The organism is Massilia paldalensis (genome assembly GCF_044901715.1).
Classification (GTDB): domain Bacteria; phylum Pseudomonadota; class Gammaproteobacteria; order Burkholderiales; family Burkholderiaceae_D; genus Telluria; species Telluria paldalensis.
The window spans coordinates 1-17,036 of the sequence record NZ_JBJCIU010000006.1 but is presented as its reverse complement, the minus strand read 5'-3'; the positions used below and the strand labels follow the sequence as shown (position 1 = coordinate 17,036).

Genomic DNA, 17,036 nt, shown 5'->3' with positions numbered 1-17,036 from the left:
ATAGCAACCGAACGACGGCACGCATGTTTCCCCTCAACAAATACTGTATATAAGAACAGTATATCACTGGGCGCGCAAGCGGCCGTCAACTTAGCCTGGTTGCCACAACCACAGTCGCAAATGAATGCGCTAAACTGGGTGCATTGATCATATTTGAGCAAGGGAGGTGTGAGATGAGCACCCTGATGAAGGAGTACGAATACCGCGCAGAGCCTGCGGACACACCAGTGGCTGAAGACGCGCTACTTCAGGCCCGCGCGCGCCGTCTGGCCGCTTTGAAAGCCGCGGAGGGTTTGTGGAAAGACCGTACGGACATTCCAAGGGACGGCATTGAAGCCCAGGAGCAACTGAGGGCTGAATGGCACTGATTCTGTTCGACACGAACATTTTCATCGACATGCTCAATGGCGTCAAACAAGCTACGGCTGAATTGACCCATTATGACAAGCCCGCGATCAGTGTCATCACGTACATGGAGCTGCGCGCGGGTGAGCGAGAGCATGAAAAAGCTTTGCTTGATGCTGTCCTGGCCGAGTTTGAAATCATTCAAATCGACCAACGTGTAACAGATGTGGCTATCGAAATACGAAAGCGCAGTTTGGCTGTGCCGCCGAAGGTGAAGTTACCGGATGCGATTATTGGCGCAACGGCCAAGGTTCACCATATCCCGCTGGTAACTCGCAATCCCTCGGATTTTGTCGATCGCGGAATCAGGGTTCATGTACCTTATGACTTTGATTCCGCTACCGGCAAAGTAACCAATGTGCGCGAACCGGCTTCAACCGAACGCCGGATAGCGATTACCGGCCTGAGCCAATTTCAGTCATTTGAGCCTTTTGCACAATTCACTTTTGAATTGGCCGAGTATCGACCAGTTTCACCGAAGGGTATAGGCGCCTACGTTAAGGCTATCAAAAAACCACGCTAAGGTTTCGTCTGACCCGCATTCGACGGCCAGCGCGCCTCGAGGAGCTTGATGATCTCCTCGTTCATCTTCTTACCTTCCAAGGCACAGCCCGACTTCACCCGGGCGTGAAGGCTTGCCGGGATGTCGAAGGTCAGGCGCTTGGCTGGCTCCTTGGGCACCTCCGGTTCTGGCGCCGGTGCTGCAGCGGCATCATCAACACCGCCCCGATCGCGGATCCACGCTTCTGGATCTGGCGTCGACGTCGTACCATGCGCCGGCCGCGGGCCGAATGCTACTTTCTTGCCGGTGCTCATGCCAGGGCCTCCTGAATCTCCCGGGTCAGTTCGGCCATCTCGAGGGTAGCCGGACCCTCCGCATCAATTTCAAACACCGCCTTACCCTCTGCAGCAGCCTCGGCGAAGATGACGCGCTGGGTCACGGTCGAGTTCAGCGTCGGCAGAGCGTACTGCCCCAGAATCTCGCCTACGTCCCGCCCGATGGCCGTGTTTGCAATTTTACGGTTCACCGTGAATACGGCTTTAAGTTTTTCCTTATAGATGCGCGCTTCCTCGATCAGCTTGATGATCTCCTCGGCTGCCCATACGTCGTATGGCGACGGCTGTACCGGGACCACCACCAGGTCGGCAGCCATGATGGCACTGCGCGCCAGGTCGGTCACGCGCGGCGGGCCGTCGATGACCACGAAGTCGTAGTCGGCGCCGATCTGGTCGATCTCGCGGTGGATGGTCGGACGCGGGAGACCCACCACGGGGAAAATGGGATCGCCCTGGCGCGCGGCCGCCCAGTCCAAGGCGCTGCCTTGCGGATCTGCGTCGATCAGCAGGACGCGATGTCCAAGCCGGGACAGGAAGGTGGCGATACCGATGGCCAGTGTGGTCTTGCCCACGCCGCCCTTCTGGTTCAGGAACGCGATGACTTTCAAATGGATCTCCTCAAAATCGGATTTACGGCAATCCGTGAATAAGGCGAATCGTATTTCAGTTCTGACGGTTTTGCAAGCCTATGTCCTTGCTACGCGGCAAGGTAGAATCTCGCGTCAACCACGCGGAGAACCCCATGCTCAAGAAGTCCATGTACCTCGCCCTCGCGGGCGCCCTCGTATCCCTCACTGGCTGCGCGACAGCACCTTCTGAGCTTCGCAGCGCGGGGCCTGACCACAGGGCGTCGTTCGTCTTGAACCAGGGCTACCAGTCGGCGTATCGCGAGATCCTGGCTCGCCAGCGAGCTTGCGAGCAGGGGAGCCTGGTCACGGCGCAGGGCATCGTCCAGGGCGACCTCTACACGGACACCCAGTCGGGCACGATCACGACTGGCCTGCATGGCGTCTGGGGCGTCCGGACCCAAACCGTCATCGAGATCAAGGCGGCCGGCGATGGCGCCGCGGACGTGACCGTTTTTGCCGAGGCCGGCGTCCGCAAGTACGAGCCGGCAATCCGTAAATGGCTGTCCGGGGTCCAGGAGTGCTGATCAGGGAAATTGGGATCCTGGGACTTGGGGAATTGGGCGCCGGGATCATTGGCCTGGAAGTATAAGGATAGGCGTTTCCGGAACCGCCCGGAAATATAAGGAAGGTCGTTCCGAGGTCGGAAGTTGAGGAAGGCAGGGCCATGGCGGGTGCGAAATCCGTCTAGGACTTCGACCTTGGGCGCCCGACGTGCGCGCCCGCTACGGGCTGGCCACTTGCGCTACATGTGACGCGCGATCAATGCGACATCGACCGCGACGAACAGCAGCGCGAGCGCGACCACAAGCGCGCTGCCCTTGCTTGCTCTCTCTTGCTTCAGGTATTCACTTTTCATCGTTCCCCCTTAATGCAAGGGCGCATTGCCCTTGCATATGTCATTTGTGACTTACTTGTTTTCGCTGAGTTCTTCTTCGATCTGTTCTGCTTTCGTCACCAGCGCTGCAATGCGCTCGAAGCGTTCGCAGAACAGGGCTTGCCCTTCATCAGTGAAGCAGAAGTCAGCGTTTTTCGTGCCCTTCGGGTTGATGCTCAGACCGAGAATGCGCATAGTCTCTTTCGTGCTAGACAGTTGCGTGCTGCCCGTCCCTGCTGTGTAGTTGTTACGCTCGCGCAGCATTTCGCTAATATCTTCACCCCATTCGACTTTAACCAGCGTAGCGAACGCTGCTTTGCTCGACAATTTACCGTTGAGCATCGCATTGACCATCAGCGACCGCGTATGATTGTCAGTTGCGCGCAAGTCTTTATTTGCGAGTGCGAAAATCAGTTTGTTGATTTTCTCGATTACCTTTGCTTGCACATAGTTGCTATCGTTCGCACCATCTTGCTTTGCTTTACCGATGATCTTGAGCAAGAAATCGAAATCGATTTGATCTTTAACCGCTTCGACCGCACGTTCAAACGAACCGCGATGCTTACCTTCGGGCTGGTAGAGTTCGTTGATTTTCTTAAACTCGCTTGCGACGTGCTCACCAGCGTCTAATAAGACTTGAACGCGGGCGCTAACCGATGCAGCGAGTTTGTTGACGATGGTTGATGCTTTCATTGCTTTACCCATTTTGTTACCCCTTTTAAGTAGTGTTGAAATAGTGTTTGTGTCGTTTCATCTGCGGGACTTTGCCCTATTACTTGACACGCTAAATTGTTAAAGAGCTTTACTGCTTCGGTCAGATCGTTTTGTCTGTCTCGATGTAGTAATTATAGATAAGTCAGTCGTGACTTACAAGCGTTTGCGTGAATTATTTTTGCGTGAGAATTCGTGTTGTATTCCAGCGGATCGCTTGACGGAAGCGCAACGGACCTGTACACGCGAGCACGCCCGCCTGCCCGCTCATTCAGGCGCATTCCTGGGTCAGGCGTTGCCATGGCGGGCACCAGGCATCATCCTGCATTGGGCAGGCTGCCCGGCTGGTCCACGGCGCGCCGGGCTGATGAAACCTCCGAAAGACCGTCGCCGAAGCTGCCGACCATAGAACCGCCAATAGACCGTCGCCGCGGCTGCCGTTCCATGGCGACGCCGAGGCAGCGCGTCCACCGTCATGCTGGCGCTGTTCCATGGCATCTCCTCGGCTGCGGGTGGCGCGCACGAAAGGCGCCCGCCGGCGCCCTTGCTGTGCTGGGTCAGGCAGCGGCGCTATAACCGCGGCGCGCGCCCGAAGATGATGAAGTAGGCGTCTTCGAAGGCGACGCCCTGATTGCGCAGGTAGCGCGGGCGCATCCAGCGTCCCATGCGTCGCAGCTTGGCCCGGTACTGGGCGATCATGTCGGCGCTCATGCCAGCACCGGGGTAATGGCGCTGCTGAACGAGCGGCCCTGGAGGGTCATGCTGCGCTGCATGCCGACCACGCGCCCGGTGTCGTTGTCCAGGACCAGGTGCGAGGTGATCGCTACGGGTAAGAGCGCTGCCGATGCGCGGGTGGTGCGGGCGGTCAAGTTGTGTGCGTTGGCGATGGTGGTGACGGTCATGATGCGGTTCTCTCTATGGTTGGTTGCTGCTGCGTCGTGCTGCAGTACCGTCATGATCGCGACCAGAAACAGGCATGTGGCTGGCGCTGGGTGGCTGGGTGAATCTAGCCTTCTGCCCTCCCCTCTCGCCTGGCCTGGTGGCCTCGGCGCCGCCTTGGAATGGCCTGGTGCCGGCCTGCAGCCTGGTGGCCTGTCGGCTGGCCGAGGAAAAGCCTAGGCCTGGCCTGGGAGGAACAAGGGCGCCTGCGCGCCCTGCCCTTACAGGTCGATGGTGATCTCGTCGTAGGCTTCTGCATCTTCGTCGAAGCGCGAATCGAGGAGCTGCGCTGCTTCGTCGGCGCACGCGGTCTGCACGTAGTACGGTTCGGTCGGCAGGCTGATCTCGACCTTGTGATGACAGGCAGTGAAGTCGAACTTCACGAAGCCGATCAGCGCGTTCTCGCCGTCATACACGTTGATGGTCGCGCTGGTGTCGGCGTCGATGTCGAAGTTTTCCAGTCGTAAGGTCTTGCTCATGGTGTCTTCCCTTATAAGTCAGTGGTGAGTGAGTAGTATGACGCCCGCAAGCAGGCGTGTGCTCGGCCCTGTGCGTCCCGCCGACCAGGTTGTCTGCAGCCGCCATGGCGTCGCCTGGAGTGCTCGAGCGCGGCCGGCAGGCACATCCTTGGAAGATCCTGGCCAGACCGGAGCGCATGCCGCCGGGCGCGCACACGAGGAACCCCGGAAATGCCCTTCGCCGAAGCTGGCGTTCCTATAAGATCGTTTTCTCCTTGGCGAAAGGTCGACCTTATAGATTTCCGGGGTATAGTCAGGATGCGACCTTATACATTTCGCGCCGATGTGTAAGGTGCCCTTATAGATCCTTGGCGACGCCCTTATACGAGGCAGGCCCGGTCCTGGCAGCCGGTTGGATGGTCTGCGAGGCGCCTCGCTGGGTGCTTCTCCCTCTGGGAGCGGCTCGGAATGCGGGTTCTGGGCTGTGGTAGAAGGATTGCCGGGAATCTGCGTGGATTGACGTGTCCAATACGTAGCCACGCAAAACTTACATCTGGCAGGCTTCTACGCGCGACGTGTGTTAGGCGTTCTCTCTACAGGCATCTATGTCTATGTGATCGTAGGCATGTGTGATGTTCTCCTCCCGGTTGTAGCTCTTTCCGTTGTCCTTCGTCGTGGTTGTCTCCAATGTCTTCCGTCTATACGGTTTTGAGGAATTGCGGCTTTCCGTATTTGAGGTATTCCGCATTGCCTTGTTTGAGGTATTACGGTTTCACCATGCCTCCGGGTAGTGGTTGCGCCGGGCCGCCCTCTCCTGCCTGATGTCCTCCTGGGCCTGATCGATGATCTTCTCGTCTACCGGGTTCCAGAAGCTGCTCTCCTGAGCAATGCGTTCAGCCTGCGCGATTGAGATTGCCCGCACACAGGCCGCGCCGATCATGTGGTTTGGGCTGTGCTTTGCCTTCGCCGCAAACTGGTGCTTGTCTTGGGCGAAAGCCGTGTTCACGTTGTCGCCGTCCCAGTTCGTTCTCCACACGATGAAGTGGTTCTTCGGCAGCTCGACCCTCATGCCGATCGTCACCGGGTTCCAGAACTTGTCGTCCCGGTAAGCGCTTTGCTTCCAGTCGTTCTCGAGGATGCAGGCACAGCCGGCGAGCTTCATTCGGTGCTCTGCCGGGTACTGGTCATATCCCTCCGCGTCGATCCAGCTCTTGTCCGGGAACGCGATGTAGTGTTTGGGTGGCGTCTTGGCCATTCCGATGTCCTCTTTGTGCTTGGGGTTGTCCACCCTCTTCTATAGGTACTTCATAACTGTAAAACCTTAAAACCTTAAATACTTCAGGAACGATGCGGCGGTGATAAGTCTTGTCAGCGCTATAATCCGTGTGCGCCTTCAGGCGTGTTCTTGTCCACTGACCTTTTATGAGGCGCCTTTACCCCGCACGGAGCGCCGGTGCTACATCTGCATGATCCGAGCCAGTTCGGTCACGGCTTTGTGCTTCCCGTCCGCGATGAGCTGTTCACTGCTGTCTTGCAGGATGTCCGGTTCGTCGCGGACAAACAACCCGATCGGCGTGTACATAAAGCCCATCCGGTCCAGCTCTGCCTTTGCCTTGTTCGTCAGGCGGATCAGCTCGATCGGCGGGGTGTGCTGCTCGATCATCTCCTCGGTCAGATGTTCGTTCGCGTACTCGACGGAGGCGCGCGTCACGTCCTGGTACAGCTGAATGTCCAGCGGGCCTGCCGGCCGGCACTTCACCCCGTCGATCCGCATAGTGGTTCCCTGAATGTGCTCCATTGATCTCTCCTCATTGATATGTCACCGATGACTGATTGTCTCAACTATACCGCGGATTGGGCCAGGAACACTTATGCATGCCGGGGTCAAAACGGGCTTCTGGGGCGTCGGGACTTCGGTTGGTGTGCAGGTCTCAACCGGGTCAATCCAAGAGCGTATGCGTCGATCTGGTGCGCTTGCCTGATGGTTCTGCTGAGCTGATATTCTGTGCTGACCTACACAGTCAGGAGATCAGCGTTTGGTAAGCAAGTTCTCTGCACTGATGTTGGCATAAGGCATTGATTTCATTAATCTTTTCCATGGAAGGGAAACCTCACACAAAAACAGGCGTGAGAAGCCTGTTTTGTTGTTTGCCTAACAACAAAGCTCTGGTTCGCGCAGCTGCTCCATCGCACGCCAGTACACCAGTATCGCCATGCGCGCATGAGGTCCGCCGATTACCCATCCATCCTCCTGGTAGGCCTCGATCCGGGTGTGGCTATGCCGCATACCCACTCGATCCATCAGGCTCATGATGGCCTGGTAGGGGTCGCCCATCCCGACGACCTGGCGGATCATTTCGTCGGTGACGTCGTACGCCGCGCTCACAGTTCCCTCCAGCCGGCCGATCCCTTGACCCCATACTGCATAGACGTTGCGCCGATAAGGCCCTCGGCCCAGTCCAGCGGTTCGAACGCACTGTCGCCGTCTTGGTTGTCGAGGTCGTGGCACACGCCCTCGTAGCAGACGTTGCCGTCGGCGTCGAGCAAGCGGAACTCGGTTTCGCAGGATTCTGCCCACGTCGACCGAATGGAGTCGCGGGCTTCGGCCGGCGCACCTGACCATGCCAGGTAGCGCGCGCGGGAGCCGGGATTGACGTGACCCTCTTGGCGGGTCTCGGAGTGGTCTTTCGTGATGATCCAAAGCATGTTGCTCTCCAGGTAGTGCGCGTCGCGCTGTTTCAATGAGGTAATTTTCTCAACTAGAAATAGGCGATGGGCATTGGCGGCGCGGAGAGCGACAAGTGTCCTACGAGGGTTCCTGGAGGTTCAGCGCCTGACGCTCCTGGGGCGAGAGCTTGGCCCAGGCCGACTTGCGCAGCTTCTGCACGCTGTTCTCGGCCACCTCCTCGAGACTGCCGAACACGGTGATGACCTCCTTCGTGATCAGGCAGTGCGGGTCGTTCTTCTTTATCACGCTGTCAGGCACGTCCGCCGCGATCCGGAACCCGAAGTTATGGCGATCGCCACCGTCCCACAGGTCCACGCGCTTGCATTCGATGGTCTGCATTTCCAGTTTTACTCCTTTACGGTTTTGCGGCTTTCCTTATTTGAGTTTCGCAGCCTCGCTGTTGATGAATTCGCGCAGCTCGTCGTCCTTGATCTCGCTGGCGAGCACCCATTCACGCGTCGGGCCGGTGCTGTCGCTGGCGTACCGGTTATAGATGGCGTTGATCGGTGCGCCGGCGGCGAGGGCGCGCTCCTGCTGGTCGACGATGTAGTAGCGCATCGAGCCGAGCCGCCGTCCCCAGACGGCGATGTGCTTGTAGTCGGACGACTTCGTTGCTGTCGTGGTCATTCTTCTTCCTTGTAAAAGTCACCCATGCGGGCCTGATGCCCGCAGTCGTCGCAGCGGCATGCGTCCTCGCTGCCGTATTCCCGGTCGCCTTCTTCGTCCAGGATCGCGAGCGAGTCGGCGCCGGCCACCCTCACCCACACCGTCGCCGCAATCTTGAAGTCGCCTTCGCTGCCGCAGCTCGGGCAGCGCAGGGGTTGCTTTTCGTCATCCATATTTCTGCCTTTCCGTATTTGAGGATTTACGATTCTGCGGATTTGCTGATTTCCACCCAGCCGACGCTCTGGCACAAGAAGGTCTGCCCGTCGACGTGGACGATGTCGCCGACCGAGATCGAGCGCCGGCGTGGCCATGCCTGGTCGCGCTGGTCCTGGCGGCCCGGATTGTTCGTCAGGTCGAAGCATTCGTCCGCCGCTGCTTCGCCGCGCAGCTCGCCCACCTCGATGACGCCGGCGGTTTGGTAGCGGTTGTCCTGGTGCGCAGCGATCAGCTGCGGCTGCGCACTGGCGAACCATGCGTCGCGCTGCAGGTAGGACGGTGGGAATAAAACGTGGGCGATGGTCATACAGTTCTCCGTGAATCAGGTTTTAAGGTTTTGCGCTTTTGCGACTAATCGCATTTGCGACAGAGCTATTATCGAGGGCCACCACAGGCGATGGTGGTCGGCCCTCACAGCGCCTTTACACCTTCCACAGCTCGGGCTGGATCTTGCGCATGCGGCCGTCCGTTTCGTCGTAGCCGGCATCCCAAGGGAACAGGCCCTTCTGGTCAGGCAGCACGACCATCTGGAACTTCGGGTTCAGGCGCGTGCCGTCGTACAGGTGCAGGGCCTGGACGCACCACGGCTCGGCGGCGAGCTGGCTGATGTCCTTGATCACGCAGGGCAGGTTGGCCACGTCGTCAACCACGGTGCCGTCGGCGAAGGCCTGGCCAGACTGGCGCACCTTCTCGTTGAGCGAGTTCAGGATCGGCGCCGCATACTCGCCGCGCAGCCCGAACAGCAGCAGCTCGGGTGCTTCCAGGGTCTCGGTGGCGCCGATCGTGTAGGCGAACGTCGGGCTGTTGGCGCTGGCGAAGACGCCGATGACGGACCAGCCGACGCGCTTGATGTCGGCGCGGGTGCGTGCTTGAATGTTCATTATTTCCTCATTTCTGTGTTTAAGGTTTTGCGCTTTTGCGGTAATGCGTGCAACAGATGCATTATCGCGACCTGGCGCTGGCGTGTGGGTGGACGATCAGAAGCTGCCGAAGTTCGTATACCGGTGCCAGCGGACGTTGTAGCGCTGCATGCAGGAGGTGCAGTGGTAACGCTGCCTGCCCTCCGACAGCTTCACCTCCTTGAGCAGCGAGACCGGCTCGCCGCAGTCGTCGCAGGCATCCCAGCCGGCCGCCTTCTCGACCTCCTTGATGTCGTTCCAGGCGTTCTCCTGCATCGGGTGACGACCGGCGCTCATCCAAAGCTCCCGAATTCCTCGCCGTACGGGCTGGGCGGCGCCGGCTTGATGCCGAACAGGTGGTTGAGGTCCGCCTGGCTGGCCATCGGCACGTCGGTGTCCATCAGCTCGGTCAGCAGCTTGTCCAGCTCGGGCGTTTCCATGCCCGGCTTCGGCGCCGCGGTGGAGCCGATCACATCTCCATTCTCGTCGACCACGTCGATCTCGCCGGGGTTGGTCGGATCGAAGCCGACACTCAGGTCTTCCGACAAGTGCGGCTCAATCTCGGCGCCGCACGTCGGACAACGGTCGTTGCATGTGCAGCTCCATTCGTCCGTCCATTCTTGCTCGCAGTGGCGATAGCGGTTCAAGAACTGCGGTTCGTCGCTCATGGCGTCCGCCCCGCCTCGAGCAGGAAGTCGTCCGCTTCGTCCAGGGCGATCTGGTCCAGCTCGCGCTCGTCTTCCTCGTCCGCGATCTCCATCCAGCCGGCAAGGCGGGCGCGCAGTGTGGCGATGATGTTCAGCGCGCGCTCGGCGCTGTCGTCAGTGTTCACCTTCACGCACAGGCTGTCGATGTCGTCGATGCCGCCTTCGGCAATGTCAGCGTCGTCCAGGGTCTCGAGCACGCCGGCCGACAGGTCGCGCGTACCGCCGTTGACCATCTGTTCCTGCAGGGTCCGCAGGCCGGCCAGGATCAGGGCCGTTTCTTTCGCGTTGAGGTTCATCAGGTCTCCTGGTAGCCGGTCAGGGCGTAAGTGTCGGTCCATTCCTTATCGCAGGCGCCGCAGGATACTTCTTGGTAGGCGCCGCCGGCGTTCACATCGACACTGCCGCCGGCGATCTGAGTCGATTTGCAGTATGGGCAGCAGCTCCCGCCGATGCTGGCGTATTCCACCTCGGTCATCGGGTGTTGTTCAGTAGTCAAGCTCATGGTTTCCTGTTCAGTCGTTATCCAGCGAACCGAGCGCCGCTTCCGCCTTGCGCAGTTCGGAGCGCCCGTAGTCGGCGGCGTTGAAGGTGGTCTGTGCGATGTCGTCCAGCGACTCGATGATACCCAGCAGCGCCTCACGGTTCTCGCCGCGTAGCTTCTTCGCCAGCTGGTGCAAGCGCTCGATCGGGCAGGCCAAGAAGTCCTCAGCCGGATACTGTCCGCGCGCCTCTTGCAGGTAGGCGGTGGTGCTAACGACTTCCTCGGTGCGCTCGCGCCATTCGATCAACTGCTCCAGCTGGCGCTCGGGCAGGGAACCGTGGAGCTTCAGGTGTTCGCGTGGCGTCAGGCTCATTTCGCGTCCTTTACCCACTGAGCCTGATACATGGTGTCGCCGACGGTAATCACGTCGTCGCCGGTCTCCATCAGCGTGTTGATCCAGGCGCGGTCAGCGGGCGACCAGCTCGGGTCGTTCGCGGGCGCCTGCCGGCCCATTTGCCAGCCGCGACCAGGCTTCTTCGTGTGTTCCGTAATTAAGGTTTGCATCATTTCCTCATTTGCGCTTTTGTTGTCGAGTTCTCATTGTCGCGCCCAGCTACAGGCACGACAATGTCACCGGTGACTTATCCTCACCAGCCGCCGCAGGGGTGCCGCTTTCGATTGAACTTGCCAAGTGCTTCTTCGCCTACTACGACGTCGTTCAGGACGATGGTGTCATTTCGCAGCATGACATTCTCTTGGTGGAAGTCGACAATCGCTCCATGGTTCCCGGCAAACAGTGCCAGTTCGGATAAGGCGTCACGCACGGTGTTCGGAAATGCCTCGTTGGCAGCCAGCTCCTGCAGGGCGCGATAGGACGCCACACTGTCACTGCTGGAGTGACGCACTGACCAGCGATGTTTCGACCACGTCGCGTCCACTGATTCGCACAGCCGGCCCGCCGCCAGCTTGATCTCGCGCCGCGTGTTTCGCCGGATCGGCTGCAGCTTTTCCACCTCAAACAAGTAGAGCGGATCGCCGGCCCGGGTTTCGCCAACACAGTCAAAATCATCCACCAGCTGCGGAAAGTGATCACCAAGCGGACGCGCAAAACCGGCGCCGAATTCGTAGGAGACCGGGTCGCACGTTAGCTTGAGGACCGTGTCGCCCTTGTCGTAGACCGCACAGAATGCGCCGCGTGCCAGGCGCGGCAGGCCACGTAGGGCAGGGTGGCGCAGCGCGCGCATGACGCCAGCGTCGCGCAGTTGCAGGTAGATGCTCACTTTTGCTCCTGCACCTGGTCCAAGGTCTTCGGGGTCCAGTACAGGTCCAGCTCGGCGCCGGCCGCGACCAGCTCCTCGATGTTGACGTAGCCGATCTCTCCGTCCTCCACGTTGCCGGTGAGCGTGACCAGGCCGTACGCCTGGGTCTGGGACGTGTCGCCGTTGTCCGGGTCGCCGCGGTCCTTCTCGACAATCCAGGCTTCGACGCTGCCGATGAAATAGTGCAGGTGCACCAGCGCGCTTCCGCATTGTCCTTCGGTCTGGTAGGTCTCGGGCATCTCCGCGATGACCTTGGCGATCGCGTTGACGGACTGGGCAATTCCCTCGGCCTCCTCGCCAGCGAGCTGGGAGGTCAGGACCATGCGTTGGGCGACAGGCATGAACTTGGCCAGCGTCGTGTCGAGTGCATGATAAGCTGCACGAGTTTGTTCCATGTGTTGCTTTCTGTTATCAGTTTCGATAGGTCTATTATCGAGAGCGGGCAATGGCGTGTGGGTGGATCGTTTTGAGTAGCCGACCCACTTCTAGGACATGCAGTGCAGATCTGCCGCCTCTTCCGCATTTACGATTTTGCGGCAAAGCGGAGTTCCGGGTTTAAGGTTTTCCGCATCACGCGCATTCACGCGGTTCAACTCGCGCGCGCAATCCTCGCAGTAGAAAGCGTAGCTGCCGCGGTTGTACCAGACAGCCGGCGTGCGCAGGCATTGGGTCCGGTTGCACAGCAAATTCCAGCGACCTTTCAGGCCCAGTGCCTTCGCTTCGGTGGCCAGGCGCTGCATGGTGAAATGGCGGCCGGCGGTGTCCAGGCTCCGGTCCGCACGCACACGGTCCAAGTCCTGCAGGAAAACGCTCATGCGGCGCGCCGTGTCGACGACCCTGGATTTGCCAGTCATAGAGGCCAAGACGTGAGCAACCCGCGCGTCCACCGTAACGGTGTGCTGGCGCTGCTGACCCGCCTTGAGGCGGTCGTGGATCTTGCCCATGCTCAGTCTCCCGAAAGGGCGATATTCGCGGAGGCGGTCCAGGTGCCGTCCATGTACAGATTCACGAACATGCCGATCGACATACCGTCCGCCATGATCTCGTAAGCGTTGCCGTGTTCGATCGGATCGCCAGTACGGTGAGTCAGCGCGACCGTCCGGCTGTGGTTGATTTCGTTCAGCGCACGCAGCGCGTCCTTCGTCGACAAGTCGACTTCCATCGTTTGAGTGCTCATAGTGGTTCCCTAGTACGTCGCACGTCGCGACAAACACATGGTAAGTCATTACTGATTTATGCACAAGTCACCGATGACTTATTTGTCGTTGCCTAAAAACAACTCCTGTCAATATGCCGTGGACTTTAATAGAAGGGATTACAGCTATCGGACTTTGCACTGGTATGCTGGTGCATTGAAGCTGATCCAACTGCTCACCGTGCGATCTCACCACATATGATAGTCGCCATTTTTGACGCGCTATCAGTCAGCGTTGACCCTGTAATGAGATTTGCCTATAGTTAATGTATGAAATATTCGTCAACAAAGCCGGAAACAGTCGTTGAATATCTTGACCGGCATCTCCACCAAGTAATCGCTCACCGCACCCGGGCTGCGATCGCGGAAGCAATCGGCATCCCGCCAAATCTTCTTTCAATGATCCTGGCCGGCAAGGCAAAACTGCCGTTGATACGTGTTCAGCAATTTGCCGAGGAGTTCAAAGCTGACCCAAAGGAGCTGTTCCAGCTCGCCATGCGCGAGTACCAGCCTGAACTATTGGACGTGATCGATCGGCTGTACATGCCGCCCCCAACATGTGGCATGTCAGGGTCCGAACAAGAACTTCTCCTGGTAGTGAAGTCACTCCAGCTGAACCCAGCAGAACTAAGAGCCACAGTAGCGGCATTGCGCACATACACCAGAGAAGTCACTGCGCCCTGATCTGATTGCCGTAGTCCCACGCATCGCGTATCCTTGGCTTTATTTATCAGCCGTATCCCTCTATGGCAAATAAGCCTGTCACCGATAAGCTAAAGCAGCGCGTCGCCGCCTCAAAAATCGAGAAATACACGCCGGCACAGATGTCATTCTGGCCAGAAGAACGGCGCGCAATCGCGAACGAATTGGCACGCTCAGCTTTGTTCTCCTGCGCTGACGTACGCAAGCCGCGCCGCCACTTCAAGAGCGAAAAGCTATTCGTCCTCGGCACCGGCGCCGTCACCTATACCGGCGAAGAACTGCGCAGCAGCGACGAAGACATCTTCCTGGCGCTGGCCCATGCGGCACGCGCGCTGTCTACGGACGACATGACCGTTCGCATCTCCAATGCCCAGCTATGCAAGCTGACCGGCAAGCGGCAGATGCAGCACTACTACACCGAGATATTCCGCGCCATCGAACGACTGAAGGGTGGCGTCATTACGGTCTACTCTGCGCGTTTGACAAAGGCACTTGCCTGCGAACGCGCGCGAGAGGAGGGCGCCGCGCCCGAAGTGCTGGCACAGCTATACGCGGACCTGGAGGAATTTGAGCGACGCGAACAGTTGAACCTGCTGTCGCCGGAAGACAAGCTGAGCGGGATGATGATGTCGCTGGTCGACGGCGACCCTATTTTCTCAGGCGCGACGAAAGTCGTAGACGGAATCCCGCAAGGGAACCTGTCCTGGGAAATCAAACTGAACAAGAGGCTGACGACCCTCTTCGCTGAGTCCTACCTTACGCTGGTCGACTTCGAAGCGCGCAAGAACCTGTCCGCAGGCGCACGCCGGCTTCAAGCATACTTCGGTAGCCATCGCCAGCCGAACGCAGTGCTGGCTGAGTCGCTTGCCAAGATGCTGAGGCTCGAGACCAGCAAGAAAGACACGCCGCGGGTGATCCGTCGCTACCTGGACGAGCTGATCGAGGCCGGCGTCTTGTCCCATGGAGAAGTTGTCGAAGGCGCCGGAGGAAAACTGGTGAAGGTCACGCGCGCAGGCCATGCAGCTCAAAACGATCCACCGGCTACTCAAAACGATCCACCACCGGAACCAGCGTAACTCAAAACGATCCACCAATTTTTACTCAAAACGATCCACCAACAGGAGTAAACGCAGGCATGACTAGTCAAAACGATCCACCACCGCGTCAAAAACTGCGAATTTGCCTAGTCAAAGCGATCCACTGAGCACACAAAACGATCCACCAGCGTTCGAAAGGGTAGTCAAAACGATCCACCAGCAGCACAAATCGATCCTGCTTTTACTCAAATCGATCTTGGATTTGATCAAATCGATCCACCTGGCATGACGAATATCACAAAGCAGATCAAGAGCTTATGCAATTTGTCCACAGGCGTTAACCTGTTTTAACCAGTTATAACCTTAAAGGCAGCTCCAACTTCGACATCTGCTCAAAACGATCCACCTGCTGAGCAGTCAAAACGATCCACCTGCTGAGCAGTCAAAACGATCCACCTGCGTAGCGCTCAAAACGATCCACCCTAAATCTACTCAAAACGATCCACCAACCGAGCAGTCAAAACGATCCACCTACAAGCCAAGGCTGTTGTAAAGACAAAGAATGGCGCCCAACAGGGCGCTAGGGGAGGGCGGTCAGGCAGGAGTCAGATCGACGTGCGCTACACGCCGCATGAAATCAATGTCCACGCGATAGCAGTTGTCCAGGGAGTTGATGTCGCTCGTATCCTTGTGGAAGGCCTCCTGAACCTTACGCAACGCCAGCAGGTCAGCCTGCTGCGCAGCATCCGCGTCCACGTTCTGCTCAACGCGATTCCAGGCGCCTTCGCGTGCTGCTGCGCCGGCGTCGTACTCGATCAAGGCAGCGGCAGTATTGTTGAAGGTACGACGTTTGATATTCTGGTCCATCTGTTCCTCATTCAGGTTGTAGTTGTGGCGCCGATCCGTTCGCTGCACTGGCCCATTACCAGGCGCCTCCAGGTACTGCGGTCGGCCGATCCTTGCCAGCACCGGTAGGTGTCACGACGGGTTTCGGCTTGGGTAGTACCGGCATCAGGAAGCTCGGGTGGATTCGCCAGCGCGCCGAACCGATCGGATTGCCGTAGTCGTCACATTCCACTGCTTGCACGTTTTTCGGGCCACGTCCGGTGATCTTGACCTGGATCTCACGATCGTGTTTCTCCGAAAAAAAGGTAGCCAGCTTTCCGATCGCGAACAATTTGCCCTTGCGGAGCTTGAATTCAGCGTCAACCTGGAGCTTCAGGCGCACGAGCGCGTCATCGGGTAAGCCTTTCAATTTGTCGTTCATGATGTTCCTAAGTCATTTGTGAGTGAGTCGGGGAGGCGAGCGCCTCCCCAGGTTGGATTACAAGCCGAGCTGAGCGTTGATGGCTTGCAGCATGATGCTATCCGGATTGGGAACCATGGCGCCCTTGCTCTTGAGCGTCAGGCCCAGCTCGGGCAGAGCCATGAACATCTGGTTCGCCTGGCTGCGGGCGGTGCCCATGCTGTACGGCTTCGCCAGCAGATCCTGCTGCAGGTTGCCCTTGTCACCGGACGTGAGCGTCCCGTCCTTCGCCAACACCGTGAACGTGCGACGCAGCACTTCGTTCAACGTACCCGTACCGCCGCCCGCCATCCAAGTCATGAGCATGATGATCTTCTCGCGCACCTTGTCGGCGATTGCATCGCGGTCGTTCATCCGCGCGATGAACTCAGCCACCTTGGTCTCATTGACGGCGGGGTCAGCGTCGAAGATCAGGTAGTCGCCCGACTTCGCGCCCAGCTTGGCCATCAGCAGGTCGCCGGGCTTGTGGGTGACGCTGGTGGGACGGGCCGGCTTCGGCTCCTTCGGCGCCGCATCCTTCTTTTTGCGCGGCTTCTTTTCGGTGCCGGCTGCAGCGACGGCGTCTGCATCGGTCTGCGGCACGTCGCCGGCAGCGCCGATCTCGGGCGCATCTTGTTCGGCGTACAGCTTCTGCTTGGCTTCGATGCTGGCCGCTTGCTGGGCCACGTCTTCCAGAAGATCGTCCACCAGGTCACTGCCTGCCGCAGCTGCATCGACCGGCGCTGCAGCACCCACGTCATCCAGCAGAGCGTCCACGTCCAGGTCGGCGTTTTCGTCAGCGGCTTCCACGTTCATCGAGGCGACGGTGTCGGCCGCTTCCGCGCTGACCGCGTCGATCAGGGCATCGGCTGCGTCGACCACTTCCGGTTCGATGATCTCGTCAGCGGTCGTGCCGACAGTCGGATCGTTGCCCTCGAGTTCCTCGAG

The 17,036-nt window shown here is 58.9% G+C and carries 33 protein-coding genes; 5 read left to right on the top strand and 28 right to left on the bottom strand.

The features are described from left to right. Positions 1 to 173: 173 nt before the first annotated feature. Both ACI1V7_RS24645 and ACI1V7_RS24640 read left to right on the top strand, forming a co-directional pair. Positions 174 to 368 (top strand): hypothetical protein, encoded by a 195-nt coding sequence (locus ACI1V7_RS24645; protein ID WP_404534639.1) that lies wholly within the window; start codon positions 174 to 176, stop codon positions 366 to 368. After that, positions 359 to 928: a type II toxin-antitoxin system VapC family toxin gene (locus ACI1V7_RS24640; RefSeq protein ID WP_404534637.1), complete on the top strand. Its 570-nt coding sequence runs from the start codon at positions 359 to 361 to the stop codon at positions 926 to 928. The genes ACI1V7_RS24645 and ACI1V7_RS24640 overlap by 10 nt, the downstream gene beginning before the upstream one ends. Here the strand turns inward: ACI1V7_RS24640 and ACI1V7_RS24635 are convergent. Both ACI1V7_RS24635 and parA read right to left on the bottom strand, forming a co-directional pair. Then, positions 925 to 1,221 (bottom strand): hypothetical protein, encoded by a 297-nt coding sequence (locus tag ACI1V7_RS24635; protein WP_404534636.1) that lies wholly within the window; start codon positions 1,219 to 1,221, stop codon positions 925 to 927. The genes ACI1V7_RS24640 and ACI1V7_RS24635 overlap by 4 nt on opposite strands. Next, positions 1,218 to 1,850, bottom strand: a complete 633-nt coding sequence (parA, locus tag ACI1V7_RS24630; RefSeq protein ID WP_404534635.1) for a ParA family partition ATPase — start codon at positions 1,848 to 1,850, stop codon at positions 1,218 to 1,220. The genes ACI1V7_RS24635 and parA overlap by 4 nt, the downstream gene beginning before the upstream one ends. A gap of 134 nt (positions 1,851 to 1,984) precedes the next feature. On the opposite strand from parA, the gene ACI1V7_RS24625 reads away from it, so the two are divergent. Next, the gene (locus tag ACI1V7_RS24625) at positions 1,985 to 2,395 is read left to right on the top strand and encodes a hypothetical protein (RefSeq protein ID WP_404534634.1); all 411 of its coding nucleotides are present in this window, start codon (positions 1,985 to 1,987) and stop codon (positions 2,393 to 2,395) included. A 383-nt stretch (positions 2,396 to 2,778) separates the two neighbouring features. On the opposite strand, the gene ACI1V7_RS24620 is transcribed toward ACI1V7_RS24625, so the two are convergent. The 23 genes from ACI1V7_RS24620 to ACI1V7_RS24510 all read right to left on the bottom strand — a co-directional run bounded on the left by ACI1V7_RS24620 (position 2,779) and on the right by ACI1V7_RS24510 (position 13,046). After that, positions 2,779 to 3,438 (bottom strand): hypothetical protein, encoded by a 660-nt coding sequence (locus ACI1V7_RS24620; RefSeq protein WP_404534633.1) that lies wholly within the window; start codon positions 3,436 to 3,438, stop codon positions 2,779 to 2,781. 588 nt (positions 3,439 to 4,026) lie between these two features. Next, on the bottom strand, positions 4,027 to 4,167 hold the full coding sequence (locus ACI1V7_RS24615) for a hypothetical protein (RefSeq protein WP_404534632.1): 141 nt from the start codon (positions 4,165 to 4,167) through the stop codon (positions 4,027 to 4,029). Beyond that, complete coding sequence (locus tag ACI1V7_RS24610; RefSeq protein WP_404534631.1) at positions 4,164 to 4,358, bottom strand: hypothetical protein; 195 nt, start codon at positions 4,356 to 4,358, stop codon at positions 4,164 to 4,166. Before ACI1V7_RS24610 ends, ACI1V7_RS24615 begins: the two co-directional genes overlap by 4 nt. Before the next feature lie 258 nt (positions 4,359 to 4,616). Continuing rightward, a complete protein-coding gene (locus ACI1V7_RS24605) occupies positions 4,617 to 4,874 on the bottom strand; it encodes a hypothetical protein (RefSeq protein ID WP_404534630.1) in 258 nt (85 codons plus the stop codon). Between the two features lie 751 nt (positions 4,875 to 5,625). Beyond that, positions 5,626 to 6,108 carry a hypothetical protein gene (locus tag ACI1V7_RS24600; protein ID WP_404534628.1) on the bottom strand — a complete coding sequence of 161 codons (483 nt, stop codon included), beginning with the start codon at positions 6,106 to 6,108 and terminating at the stop codon, positions 5,626 to 5,628. A 201-nt stretch (positions 6,109 to 6,309) separates the two neighbouring features. Then, positions 6,310 to 6,651 carry a hypothetical protein gene (locus ACI1V7_RS24595; protein ID WP_404534627.1) on the bottom strand — a complete coding sequence of 114 codons (342 nt, stop codon included), beginning with the start codon at positions 6,649 to 6,651 and terminating at the stop codon, positions 6,310 to 6,312. 354 nt (positions 6,652 to 7,005) lie between these two features. Next, a complete protein-coding gene (locus tag ACI1V7_RS24590; protein ID WP_404534626.1) occupies positions 7,006 to 7,239 on the bottom strand; it encodes a hypothetical protein in 234 nt (77 codons plus the stop codon). Then, positions 7,236 to 7,595, bottom strand: a complete 360-nt coding sequence (locus tag ACI1V7_RS24585) for a hypothetical protein (RefSeq protein WP_404534625.1) — start codon at positions 7,593 to 7,595, stop codon at positions 7,236 to 7,238. Before ACI1V7_RS24585 ends, ACI1V7_RS24590 begins: the two co-directional genes overlap by 4 nt. Positions 7,596 to 7,659: 64 nt before the next feature. Next, positions 7,660 to 7,920: a hypothetical protein gene (locus ACI1V7_RS24580; RefSeq protein ID WP_404534623.1), complete on the bottom strand. Its 261-nt coding sequence runs from the start codon at positions 7,918 to 7,920 to the stop codon at positions 7,660 to 7,662. A gap of 36 nt (positions 7,921 to 7,956) precedes the next feature. After that, complete coding sequence (locus ACI1V7_RS24575; protein WP_404534622.1) at positions 7,957 to 8,208, bottom strand: hypothetical protein; 252 nt, start codon at positions 8,206 to 8,208, stop codon at positions 7,957 to 7,959. Beyond that, positions 8,205 to 8,420 (bottom strand): hypothetical protein, encoded by a 216-nt coding sequence (locus ACI1V7_RS24570; RefSeq protein WP_404534621.1) that lies wholly within the window; start codon positions 8,418 to 8,420, stop codon positions 8,205 to 8,207. The genes ACI1V7_RS24575 and ACI1V7_RS24570 overlap by 4 nt, the downstream gene beginning before the upstream one ends. 26 nt (positions 8,421 to 8,446) lie before the next feature. After that, positions 8,447 to 8,770, bottom strand: a complete 324-nt coding sequence (locus ACI1V7_RS24565; protein ID WP_404534620.1) for a hypothetical protein — start codon at positions 8,768 to 8,770, stop codon at positions 8,447 to 8,449. A gap of 115 nt (positions 8,771 to 8,885) precedes the next feature. Continuing rightward, positions 8,886 to 9,344 (bottom strand): DUF4262 domain-containing protein, encoded by a 459-nt coding sequence (locus ACI1V7_RS24560; protein ID WP_404534619.1) that lies wholly within the window; start codon positions 9,342 to 9,344, stop codon positions 8,886 to 8,888. 96 nt (positions 9,345 to 9,440) lie between these two features. Beyond that, positions 9,441 to 9,659, bottom strand: a complete 219-nt coding sequence (locus tag ACI1V7_RS24555; protein WP_404534618.1) for a hypothetical protein — start codon at positions 9,657 to 9,659, stop codon at positions 9,441 to 9,443. Then, a complete protein-coding gene (locus ACI1V7_RS24550) occupies positions 9,656 to 10,030 on the bottom strand; it encodes a hypothetical protein (RefSeq protein ID WP_404534617.1) in 375 nt (124 codons plus the stop codon). The genes ACI1V7_RS24555 and ACI1V7_RS24550 overlap by 4 nt, the downstream gene beginning before the upstream one ends. Continuing rightward, a complete protein-coding gene (locus ACI1V7_RS24545; protein WP_404534615.1) occupies positions 10,027 to 10,365 on the bottom strand; it encodes a hypothetical protein in 339 nt (112 codons plus the stop codon). The genes ACI1V7_RS24550 and ACI1V7_RS24545 overlap by 4 nt, the downstream gene beginning before the upstream one ends. After that, the gene (locus ACI1V7_RS24540) at positions 10,365 to 10,571 is read right to left on the bottom strand and encodes a hypothetical protein (RefSeq protein ID WP_404534614.1); all 207 of its coding nucleotides are present in this window, start codon (positions 10,569 to 10,571) and stop codon (positions 10,365 to 10,367) included. Before ACI1V7_RS24540 ends, ACI1V7_RS24545 begins: the two co-directional genes overlap by 1 nt. A 10-nt stretch (positions 10,572 to 10,581) precedes the next feature. After that, positions 10,582 to 10,923 carry a hypothetical protein gene (locus ACI1V7_RS24535; RefSeq protein ID WP_404534613.1) on the bottom strand — a complete coding sequence of 114 codons (342 nt, stop codon included), beginning with the start codon at positions 10,921 to 10,923 and terminating at the stop codon, positions 10,582 to 10,584. Continuing rightward, positions 10,920 to 11,117, bottom strand: a complete 198-nt coding sequence (locus ACI1V7_RS24530) for a hypothetical protein (protein WP_404534612.1) — start codon at positions 11,115 to 11,117, stop codon at positions 10,920 to 10,922. The genes ACI1V7_RS24535 and ACI1V7_RS24530 overlap by 4 nt, the downstream gene beginning before the upstream one ends. Positions 11,118 to 11,197: 80 nt before the next feature. Continuing rightward, positions 11,198 to 11,830 carry a hypothetical protein gene (locus ACI1V7_RS24525; protein WP_404534610.1) on the bottom strand — a complete coding sequence of 211 codons (633 nt, stop codon included), beginning with the start codon at positions 11,828 to 11,830 and terminating at the stop codon, positions 11,198 to 11,200. Continuing rightward, positions 11,827 to 12,264: a hypothetical protein gene (locus ACI1V7_RS24520; protein ID WP_404534609.1), complete on the bottom strand. Its 438-nt coding sequence runs from the start codon at positions 12,262 to 12,264 to the stop codon at positions 11,827 to 11,829. Before ACI1V7_RS24520 ends, ACI1V7_RS24525 begins: the two co-directional genes overlap by 4 nt. A 90-nt stretch (positions 12,265 to 12,354) precedes the next feature. After that, a complete protein-coding gene (locus ACI1V7_RS24515) occupies positions 12,355 to 12,813 on the bottom strand; it encodes a hypothetical protein (RefSeq protein WP_404534608.1) in 459 nt (152 codons plus the stop codon). Positions 12,814 to 12,815: 2 nt separating this feature from the next. Then, positions 12,816 to 13,046: a hypothetical protein gene (locus ACI1V7_RS24510; protein ID WP_404534607.1), complete on the bottom strand. Its 231-nt coding sequence runs from the start codon at positions 13,044 to 13,046 to the stop codon at positions 12,816 to 12,818. Positions 13,047 to 13,334: 288 nt separating this feature from the next. Between ACI1V7_RS24510 and ACI1V7_RS24505 the strand changes: the two genes are divergently transcribed. Together ACI1V7_RS24505 and trfA are read left to right on the top strand one after the other, a co-directional pair. Then, a complete protein-coding gene (locus tag ACI1V7_RS24505; protein WP_404534606.1) occupies positions 13,335 to 13,748 on the top strand; it encodes a helix-turn-helix domain-containing protein in 414 nt (137 codons plus the stop codon). Between the two features lie 62 nt (positions 13,749 to 13,810). Next, complete coding sequence (gene trfA, locus ACI1V7_RS24500; protein WP_404534605.1) at positions 13,811 to 14,842, top strand: plasmid replication initiator TrfA; 1,032 nt, start codon at positions 13,811 to 13,813, stop codon at positions 14,840 to 14,842. A 555-nt stretch (positions 14,843 to 15,397) separates the two neighbouring features. Here the strand turns inward: trfA and ACI1V7_RS24495 are convergent. The 3 genes from ACI1V7_RS24495 to ACI1V7_RS24485 form a co-directional block, all read right to left on the bottom strand. Continuing rightward, positions 15,398 to 15,670 carry a hypothetical protein gene (locus ACI1V7_RS24495; protein ID WP_404534604.1) on the bottom strand — a complete coding sequence of 91 codons (273 nt, stop codon included), beginning with the start codon at positions 15,668 to 15,670 and terminating at the stop codon, positions 15,398 to 15,400. A 55-nt stretch (positions 15,671 to 15,725) separates the two neighbouring features. Then, complete coding sequence (locus ACI1V7_RS24490) at positions 15,726 to 16,070, bottom strand: hypothetical protein (protein ID WP_404534602.1); 345 nt, start codon at positions 16,068 to 16,070, stop codon at positions 15,726 to 15,728. Positions 16,071 to 16,127: 57 nt separating this feature from the next. Next, a partial coding sequence (locus tag ACI1V7_RS24485; protein ID WP_404534601.1) for a hypothetical protein occupies positions 16,128 to 17,036 on the bottom strand: 909 nt, incomplete at its 5' end.

Coding starts and splice junctions, on each gene's coding strand:
- ACI1V7_RS24570 (WP_404534621.1), bottom strand. CDS start 8,420: ATGGATGACGAAAAGCAACCCCTGCGCTGCCCGAGCTGCGGCAGCGAA.
- ACI1V7_RS24550 (WP_404534617.1), bottom strand. CDS start 10,030: ATGAGCGACGAACCGCAGTTCTTGAACCGCTATCGCCACTGCGAGCAA.
- ACI1V7_RS24495 (WP_404534604.1), bottom strand. CDS start 15,670: ATGGACCAGAATATCAAACGTCGTACCTTCAACAATACTGCCGCTGCC.
- ACI1V7_RS24580 (WP_404534623.1), bottom strand. CDS start 7,920: ATGCAGACCATCGAATGCAAGCGCGTGGACCTGTGGGACGGTGGCGAT.
- ACI1V7_RS24605 (WP_404534630.1), bottom strand. CDS start 4,874: ATGAGCAAGACCTTACGACTGGAAAACTTCGACATCGACGCCGACACC.
- ACI1V7_RS24620 (WP_404534633.1), bottom strand. CDS start 3,438: ATGAAAGCATCAACCATCGTCAACAAACTCGCTGCATCGGTTAGCGCC.
- ACI1V7_RS24555 (WP_404534618.1), bottom strand. CDS start 9,659: ATGAGCGCCGGTCGTCACCCGATGCAGGAGAACGCCTGGAACGACATC.
- trfA (WP_404534605.1), top strand. CDS start 13,811: ATGGCAAATAAGCCTGTCACCGATAAGCTAAAGCAGCGCGTCGCCGCC.
- ACI1V7_RS24640 (WP_404534637.1), top strand. CDS start 359: ATGGCACTGATTCTGTTCGACACGAACATTTTCATCGACATGCTCAAT.
- ACI1V7_RS24540 (WP_404534614.1), bottom strand. CDS start 10,571: ATGAGCTTGACTACTGAACAACACCCGATGACCGAGGTGGAATACGCC.
- ACI1V7_RS24535 (WP_404534613.1), bottom strand. CDS start 10,923: ATGAGCCTGACGCCACGCGAACACCTGAAGCTCCACGGTTCCCTGCCC.
- ACI1V7_RS24490 (WP_404534602.1), bottom strand. CDS start 16,070: ATGAACGACAAATTGAAAGGCTTACCCGATGACGCGCTCGTGCGCCTG.
- ACI1V7_RS24645 (WP_404534639.1), top strand. CDS start 174: ATGAGCACCCTGATGAAGGAGTACGAATACCGCGCAGAGCCTGCGGAC.
- ACI1V7_RS24575 (WP_404534622.1), bottom strand. CDS start 8,208: ATGACCACGACAGCAACGAAGTCGTCCGACTACAAGCACATCGCCGTC.
- ACI1V7_RS24625 (WP_404534634.1), top strand. CDS start 1,985: ATGCTCAAGAAGTCCATGTACCTCGCCCTCGCGGGCGCCCTCGTATCC.
- ACI1V7_RS24610 (WP_404534631.1), bottom strand. CDS start 4,358: ATGACCGTCACCACCATCGCCAACGCACACAACTTGACCGCCCGCACC.
- ACI1V7_RS24545 (WP_404534615.1), bottom strand. CDS start 10,365: ATGAACCTCAACGCGAAAGAAACGGCCCTGATCCTGGCCGGCCTGCGG.
- ACI1V7_RS24615 (WP_404534632.1), bottom strand. CDS start 4,167: ATGAGCGCCGACATGATCGCCCAGTACCGGGCCAAGCTGCGACGCATG.
- ACI1V7_RS24510 (WP_404534607.1), bottom strand. CDS start 13,046: ATGAGCACTCAAACGATGGAAGTCGACTTGTCGACGAAGGACGCGCTG.
- ACI1V7_RS24520 (WP_404534609.1), bottom strand. CDS start 12,264: ATGGAACAAACTCGTGCAGCTTATCATGCACTCGACACGACGCTGGCC.
- ACI1V7_RS24565 (WP_404534620.1), bottom strand. CDS start 8,770: ATGACCATCGCCCACGTTTTATTCCCACCGTCCTACCTGCAGCGCGAC.
- ACI1V7_RS24515 (WP_404534608.1), bottom strand. CDS start 12,813: ATGGGCAAGATCCACGACCGCCTCAAGGCGGGTCAGCAGCGCCAGCAC.
- ACI1V7_RS24635 (WP_404534636.1), bottom strand. CDS start 1,221: ATGAGCACCGGCAAGAAAGTAGCATTCGGCCCGCGGCCGGCGCATGGT.
- ACI1V7_RS24530 (WP_404534612.1), bottom strand. CDS start 11,117: ATGATGCAAACCTTAATTACGGAACACACGAAGAAGCCTGGTCGCGGC.
- ACI1V7_RS24595 (WP_404534627.1), bottom strand. CDS start 6,651: ATGGAGCACATTCAGGGAACCACTATGCGGATCGACGGGGTGAAGTGC.
- ACI1V7_RS24505 (WP_404534606.1), top strand. CDS start 13,335: ATGAAATATTCGTCAACAAAGCCGGAAACAGTCGTTGAATATCTTGAC.
- ACI1V7_RS24560 (WP_404534619.1), bottom strand. CDS start 9,344: ATGAACATTCAAGCACGCACCCGCGCCGACATCAAGCGCGTCGGCTGG.
- ACI1V7_RS24600 (WP_404534628.1), bottom strand. CDS start 6,108: ATGGCCAAGACGCCACCCAAACACTACATCGCGTTCCCGGACAAGAGC.